Genomic DNA, 7,701 nt, shown 5'->3' with positions numbered 1-7,701 from the left:
AATTACGTTTTTAGGCAATCGATGCCCCGCCAGCGATAAAAGCAGGAAACCAAAAAATGGCAGGGCGGCGATGATTGCAAGCATAGTATAGATATATGAAGAAAGTTTATTGCTCCTTATTTATATAACCCTAATCTCAATTACAATGACTCAATTACTGAATCACTCAACTCATCATTCATAACTCATAACTCATCACTCTAATCCTTATCCCTTAGTTCCCTGATATCCTCCACGTCGAGTGTTTTATGCTGATGATTGATCTGCAGCACAAGCGCAAGGCCTACTGAAATTTCTGCAGCAGCCATCGCGAGGATAAAGAGAAACATAATCTGACCGTCAGGCTGATGCCATTGCGCTCCGGCCGCTACAAATGCCAACCCTGCAGCATTCAACATCACTTCAACCGAAATAAGCATAAAAACGATGTTTTTCCTTATCAACACACCAATCAGTCCCAGCACAAAAAGCAAGGCAGCTACCATCAGGACAGTATTGGCATTGAAGGAGTTCATAGTTTGAGTTTTATTTCGTCTTTATTTTCATTCAGACTTCCCATCTTTACTTCTTTCTCTTCCTCTAAAAAACGGTGAAGGTTCTTTTTCGTGTGTTTACCGATATGAGCCGCACCCACTACGCCTGCCATAAGCAGGAAACCCGCAAGCTCAACCGCAATGATATATTCCCCGTATAAAGAAAGAGATACATCCCTGGGGGCAACTACTCTTACATCCATTGCAATTTCACCCCTGCTTAATAAGAGTATAACCATTTCTACCAGTAACAACCCAACTAGTAAAGAAGGTAATAACCAGACTTTAGGCTTTAGCCAGATTTTTTCCTGGATTGCAGTGTCCTTGCCAAGGTTCAACATCATCACCACGAAAATGAACAGCACTATAATGGCTCCGGCATAAATAATAATTTCCAATACGGCTACGAATGGTGAGCCCAGTGATAAAAAGATCATAGCCACTGCCAGGAATGAAACCACGAGGTACAGCAGGGCATGGATTGGCTGGTAGCGCGTTAGTGCCAGTATAGTTGCCAGTATGGCCACAAAAGATGCTATATAAAATAGTTGAGACATTTTTATTGCAACGGAATGATTATGATAATTTGATAATGATTACGATAATTTGAATATGTGATATAATTATTGTGATATGATTATGACAACAAAATGATTATGATAATAAAATGACTGCTGTAGCTAATCGACTACGGTAACAGACTATGAATATCCACCGGTGGATCTTCACTGTCACCTTCGCCTTTGGTTTTAACACCTGCATCCATACCTGCTACTTTATAATAGTTATAACCCGGATATTTGCCCTCGCTGTTGATCAGTAAATCCTCCTTCTCAAATACCAGGTTTTGGCGGAGGTATTCACCCATCTCAAAATCCGGGATCAGTTGGATGGCATAGGTAGGACAAGCTTCTTCACAATACCCACAAAAAATGCATCTTGAAAAATTGATCCTGAAAAATTCGGGATATCTCCGGCCGTTCTCATCTTCAGTTGCCTGGAGAGCTATACAGTCTACCGGGCATGCAGCAGCGCAAAGGTAGCAGCCCACACATCGTTCACCTCCATCAGGATCTTTCGTCAGCACGATGCGGCCGCGCCAGCGTGGAGCGAGCCGGATTTTTTCTTCCGGGTATTGAATAGTTTCTGTTTTGTGAAACAAGTGTAAAAAAACCAACCACATAGTTCTCAGATTAGTCAGCATATCTTAATTTTTTCTTTTTATTTAATAGTGCTTCAACCTTATTGGTACTTCAATTTTATTCGTTGTTCAATTTTAATCGTCCTTCAACCTTATTCGTTCTTCAATCTTATTTGTCCTTCAACCTTATTGGTTTTTCAACCTTATTCGTTCTTCACCTCATTGGTCCTTCAGCCACAATGCGATTGCCCCGGTGATCAGGATGTTAGCAAGTACGAGTGGCAGCAATACCTTCCACCCATATTCCATAAGCTGATCATAGCGTGGTCTTGGAAGAGAAGCACGAAGTAAAATGAACAAACCAATGAACAGGACCGTTTTTAAAATAAACCAAACCAACGGAGGCAGGAATGCCGGGCCCAGCCATCCACCAAAAAACAGTGTTACAGTCATGGCAGAAATCAACGTGATACCGAGATATTCGCCAATAAAAAACATTCCGAATTTCATCCCGGAATATTCTGCATGATACCCAGCTATCAGTTCACTCTCCGCTTCAGGTATGTCAAAAGGAAGCCTGTGTGTTTCTGCAATCCCGGCGATAAAAAAAACAACAAAACCCACGGGCTGGGTAACAATGAACCACACATCCTTTTGAGCTTCTACTATCTTACCCATATTGAATGAGCCGGTAAGCATCACAACTCCCATCAATGACAATCCCATAAAAACTTCGTAGGCGATCATTTGCGAGGCACCACGCAATGCGCCCAGCAATGCATATTTATTGTTCGATGCCCAGCCGCCAAGAACGATGCTGTAAACACTTAATGATGACATGGCGAGGAAAAATAACAGGCCTATATTAAGATCGGCAATCACAATTCCTGGTGCAAAAGGAATAATCACAACACTCATCAGCACACTGCCAACTACTATGGCGGGTGCGAATATGAAAATCCATTTATCCGCGAAAGGCGGGATCCAGTCTTCCTTAAAAAAAAGTTTGAGCGTATCAGCCAATACAATCAAAATACCCAGAGGTCCGGCCCGGTTAGGTCCCAGCCTGTCCTGCCATAAAGCGAGAAGCCGGCGCTCCACCCAGATGAGGCCGGCAGCAACATTGAGCATGACGAACAAAACGCCCAATACGATCCATATGTGTTGCATTACGGTCATACTTTCATATTATATCTGTACTCTATTATTAAATCCATACTCTTATGTTAAATGCTTTTTCAAACTGACCCAACTCCCCCATTTCAAAGCCATTGTTTCCGATCTACCCGCCGGTGCCAGCACAATACCATCACTCAATCCTTCCTGTATTTTCACCGGAAGCAAAACTTCCTCCTGGTCTGTTTGCAGCCTGATTATAGAACCTTCGACAACCCCTAGCTGTGCTGCATCACGGAAAGACAGACCTATAGCTGGTATAGGAGCGAGTTCATTGATAGCCCTGGCAGTAGCACTTAATTCTTCCGATCCAAACACATGATACCGGGGCAGCAATAGCCACTTTTGCTCCCTCGCTGCATACGCTTCAGGTGAATCTATAAAATGTATGGTTTCGGCATTTTCCCTTTGCTCAAACAAACGTTTACCAGGATCTCCTCCTTTCAAACTGCCTCCCGGTTCGTTTTGATACCGGTTGACGGACTGTACTGAATTCCAGCCCGGTGACCAGAAAAAGGGAATCAAGGGAGAAGGTGGAATTCCCTGGTATCCTTCCATGGTGAAAGTCATTGGTGAATCTGCATCATTGCGGGGCTTGGGTTCGCTAACGGTAAGATTAGCCAGCATAGCAGTACGACCGCTATAGCGATGTGGCTCACGCGGAATCATCTCTCCATGTATTCTAAAATCACGGGAGGGAGCAGCACTGGAAATGCCTGCAAACTGGGGCATTGTCATTTCAAGATTAGCCAGCAACCCGTCCGGATGGTATTCAAGTCCGTTGCTGTTGGTGGTAATCAGCACGTTTAAATTCCATAGCCACTTCCAGCTCTCTTTGATATTTGGGTTTGCCGGGCTGTAAACCTGGTAAAAACGTTGGGCACGTCCTTCATTGTTAACCAGGGTTCCGTCTCCGTCGGCGAAAGTAGCGGCCGGCAAAAGCAAAGTTGCTCTTTCTGTTGTCTGGTTATTCAGGGAGTCCAGCACGATGATATTTTTGAAACTTCTGAAAAACTGATCTGCTTTTTTTGCCGGCATGAAACGGTAGAGATCATTTTCCATTACAACAAGCGTAAGATCGTGTTCAAATGATGACCTTTTTACAGCACCGTCAATGGAAGGTGCACGCATCATAGCCAGGCCCATACTGTTGCATTCAGGCATCACATAAGATATTCCTACTTCTCTTCCGTCCTTATTCAATGCAGTGGCAACAGCATAAGCTGACCTGATCAATGCTTCGTTGTAACAGGAAGCGCCGCTGATGATGACGGGATGCCTGGCGGCTTTTAAAGCTTCGGCAATCACGGCTGCGGTTTGTTCCGTTTTTTCGCTCAGTTTAGTTACCTCAGGCACAGAAGGGTCCAGCAGGTGTGCAATTGCAAAACCAAGCCTTGCTATATCATCAGGCGCAGCGTGTTGGTGGGTGCTGCTGATTTCATCTAAGGGTGAAGGGGCCACCGTTATGTTGGCCAGGAAGCCCTTATCATCCTGTATAAATTCCCTGATTGCGGAATCCTGCCAAACAGGCAAGCCTAGTTGTTGCGAAGCTTCACCGGCGGCGGTTTTCATTACCGACTGTCGGATTGCAAGCGCCATTACCGGGGCCGTGTTCCAAACATCCTCTCCCAAAACCAGGACTGCGTCAGCCAACTCTATTTCTTTAAGGGAAGCAGAATGAAGACTGCCTGATTGCAACACATCAATAATCTTTCTTTCCAGGTAAGCGAGTTCTTCTGTAACACCTTGGTAAAAGTTTTCTTTTCCTACCAGTTGCATCAGTGCAAAATTGCTTTCAACAGAGGCTCTTGGAGAACCAATTCCTATTAATTTTTGTGAAACGATAAGTTTCCTTAGTTCTTCCATCAAGGTTGCATCATCAACTGATTCCACTGCACGGGTGCGCACCAACGGACGAACAATCCTGTTTAAACTATTGACGAACTCATAACCAAACCTTCCACGATCGCATAAAAAATAACCGTTGACCGCTCCATTAAAACGGTTGACAATACTCCTGATGGTTCCGTAACGTTCACCTGCAATTGTATTACAACCGAGGCTGCAATGATGACAAACTGAAGGCGCTGTTGTAAGATCCCATTTACGTGTATAATGGTCCTTGAGCAATTTATCCGTGAACACTCCCGTTGGGCAAACCTCGGCAAGATTGCCGCTGAAAGGACTTTCCAATATGCCATCTTTCTCCCTTCCGAAATAAACATGATGATGCGCTGAAAATACATTGAGGTCGGTGCCACCGGCATAATCACGATAGAACCTTACACAACGGTAACATTGAATACAACGGTTCATTTCATGATTGATCAATGGCCCGAGATATTGATTTTGGAATGTGCGTTTTTTATATTGGAAACGCCGGTAACTATGACCGGTCATTACGGTCATGTCCTGGAGATGGCAGCTACCGCCTTCATCACATACAGGGCAATCATGAGGATGATTCGTCATGAGCCATTCTATAATCTGCGACCGGAAAGCAACAGCATCCATATCCGTGACAGACAGGAACATCCCGTCTTTTGCATTTTCCATACAACTCATCACCAGCTTGCCTTTGGTATCCTGTTCATCCTTATATACTTTGACTGCGCATTGCCGGCAGGCTCCAACACTACCCATAGCGGGATGCCAGCAGAAATAGGGCAGATCAAGTCCGAGACTGAGACAAGCCTCCAGCAGATTTTTGCCGGCTTTAACTACATAAGGAATCTTATCGATGTTGATGGTTGGCATACATTGTACGTTAATTGTACGTTAGTTATATGGGCATTTTTTATTTTTTATATGATTCTCAAAATCATCCCTGAAATATTTTAATGCGCTCTGCAATGGTTCCATTGCTCCGGGGGCCAAAGCACAAAAAGTGTTGCCGGGTCCAAGAAGTCTTGTATGCATATGCAACAGTTCCATATCTTCTTCACTTCCCTCACCGCGTTCTATGCTCATCAGTACCTTTTCAACCCATGGCAAACCTTCCCGGCATGGAGTACAAAAGCCGCAACTTTCCTGAGCAAAAAAACGCTGTAGGTTATGGACAAATCCTACCGGGCAGGTGGCATCATCGAGTACCACCAGGGTGCCTGTTCCCAAACGGCTGCCTGCAGATGCTACCGAAGTAAAATCCATTTTGATATCAAGATGTTCGGGAGTTAAAAAATCGGTTGATGCACCACCTGGCAAAACGCCTTTGAGATGGAGCCCATTCCACATGCCACCTGCATGATCTTCAATAAGCTCCCGCATGGTAACTCCCATTGGCAGTTCCCAGGCACCGGGTTTTTTCACTTTACCACTTACCCCGTAGATCTTAGTGCCACCACTGTCTTCACTAAGACTTAAACTCTTAAACCAGGCTGCACCTTTATTCACGATATGTGGAATACAACATAAGGTTTCCACATTGTTTACTATAGTTGGTTTTCCAAATAAACCGCTCACTTGTGGAAACGGAGGTTTCGCGCGGGGTGTAGCTCTTTTACCTTCCAGGGCATTCAGCAGGGCCGTCTCTTCGCCGCACATATACCTACCGACACCAGTGTGGAGATACATGTCAAGTTGATAACTGCTGCCATGTATATGCTGACCCAGGTAGCCGGCAGCATAGGCTTCGTCTATACATTTTCTGAGTATATGGGCAGCCTCCCGATAAGCCCAGCGAAGGAATATATATGACACAGTAGCCTGGATGGCATAAGCCGCAAGGATCATGCCTTCTATCAGCTGATGTGGATTGCCTTCAATCAATAACCTGTCTTTAAAAGTACCTGGCTCCATTTCATCCGCGTTGCAAATGAGATATTTGGGTCCACGTGTTTCGTTGCCCATCGGGACAAAGCTCCATTTCATACCCGTATTAAAACCAGCACCTCCGCGTCCTTTTAGATTACTGTCCTTTACCAGTTGTTGTAAATCGGCAGGAGACATCCCCTGCAGCACTTTGCGAACTGCAGCATAACCTCCCGTCTTTTCGTAACCTTTTAGGTCCAGTGGCGGATGGCCGGTTTTGATATTTTCTGTCAGTGGACGTTCCATAATTACTGAAGTCTTTAATTACTGAAGTCTTTAATCATTGAAGTCTTGGCGGTAACAAATAGCCGCTTTTAAAAACCCTTATCATTATTCATTATATGTGATCCTTAAATATGTGGTCCTTAACATTTTCATTTAATTGTGATCCTTAAATATGTGGTCCTTAACATTTTTCATTTATATGCCGACAACAGCTGATCCAGCATTTCAACTTTCACATCCCTGAACAAGTCCTCATCAACCATTAAGGCCGGTGCATGATCGCAGCATCCAAGACATGCATTGGGTAACAATGTAAACCGACCATCGGAACTGGTTTCACCGAACTTTATGCTGAGTTGTTCTTTAAGTGCTGCATACAATTTATCATAGCCCATTACATAACACGAAATGCTGTCGCACAATAGGATCACATGTCTGCCAACCGGTTTCCTAAAAATGAGATTATAAAAAGTAGCAACACTATCCACTTCGGCAGGGCTCATTTCCAGGTAGGCAGCAACAGCCTCCACACTCTCGTCACTGACCCAACCTCTATGCTGCTGAATAATTTTGAGGGCTTCAATAACCCCGGCCTTCTTATAAGGCAACAAGCTTATCTCATGATCTATCGCCTTTATTTCTTCTTCAGCCAACCTGCTTACCTTTGCTTTTATTTCGGTTTCCGTCATCATATCAATTAAACAGTTTCCTAAATGTTTGTAAACAAATACCCGTTATGAAAGAAATATCAGTTATGAAAGAATACCAGTTATAAAATCCCCGGCCTTACAACTCTTTCATAACTCATAATTCATA

At 44.1% G+C, this 7,701-nt stretch carries 7 protein-coding genes; all 7 read right to left on the bottom strand.

Features of this window, described 5'->3' with window-relative positions; translation table 11 throughout:
* Positions 1-200 precede the first annotated feature (200 nt).
* A complete protein-coding gene (gene nuoK, locus VK664_RS28375; RefSeq protein ID WP_461402112.1) occupies positions 201-515 on the bottom strand; it encodes an NADH-quinone oxidoreductase subunit NuoK in 315 nt (104 codons plus the stop codon).
* Positions 512-1,090, bottom strand: a complete 579-nt coding sequence (gene nuoJ / locus VK664_RS28370; RefSeq protein ID WP_461402111.1) for an NADH-quinone oxidoreductase subunit J — start codon at positions 1,088-1,090, stop codon at positions 512-514. Before nuoJ ends, nuoK begins: the two co-directional genes overlap by 4 nt.
* 131 nt (positions 1,091-1,221) lie before the next feature.
* Positions 1,222-1,737, bottom strand: a complete 516-nt coding sequence (gene nuoI, locus VK664_RS28365) for an NADH-quinone oxidoreductase subunit NuoI (protein ID WP_461402110.1) — start codon at positions 1,735-1,737, stop codon at positions 1,222-1,224.
* A gap of 156 nt (positions 1,738-1,893) precedes the next feature.
* A complete protein-coding gene (gene nuoH / locus VK664_RS28360; RefSeq protein ID WP_461402109.1) occupies positions 1,894-2,853 on the bottom strand; it encodes an NADH-quinone oxidoreductase subunit NuoH in 960 nt (319 codons plus the stop codon).
* Positions 2,854-2,895: 42 nt separating this feature from the next.
* Positions 2,896-5,607: an NADH-quinone oxidoreductase subunit NuoG gene (gene nuoG / locus VK664_RS28355; protein ID WP_461402108.1), complete on the bottom strand. Its 2,712-nt coding sequence runs from the start codon at positions 5,605-5,607 to the stop codon at positions 2,896-2,898.
* A gap of 21 nt (positions 5,608-5,628) precedes the next feature.
* Complete coding sequence (gene nuoF, locus VK664_RS28350) at positions 5,629-6,906, bottom strand: NADH-quinone oxidoreductase subunit NuoF (protein ID WP_461402107.1); 1,278 nt, start codon at positions 6,904-6,906, stop codon at positions 5,629-5,631.
* Positions 6,907-7,076: 170 nt separating this feature from the next.
* Positions 7,077-7,577 (bottom strand): NADH-quinone oxidoreductase subunit NuoE, encoded by a 501-nt coding sequence (gene nuoE / locus VK664_RS28345; protein ID WP_461402106.1) that lies wholly within the window; start codon positions 7,575-7,577, stop codon positions 7,077-7,079.
* Positions 7,578-7,701 lie beyond the last annotated feature (124 nt).

The organism is Flavitalea sp., from assembly GCF_035489435.1.
Taxonomy (GTDB): domain Bacteria; phylum Bacteroidota; class Bacteroidia; order Chitinophagales; family Chitinophagaceae; genus DATHKG01.
This window is presented reverse-complemented; position numbering and strand designations above follow the sequence as displayed.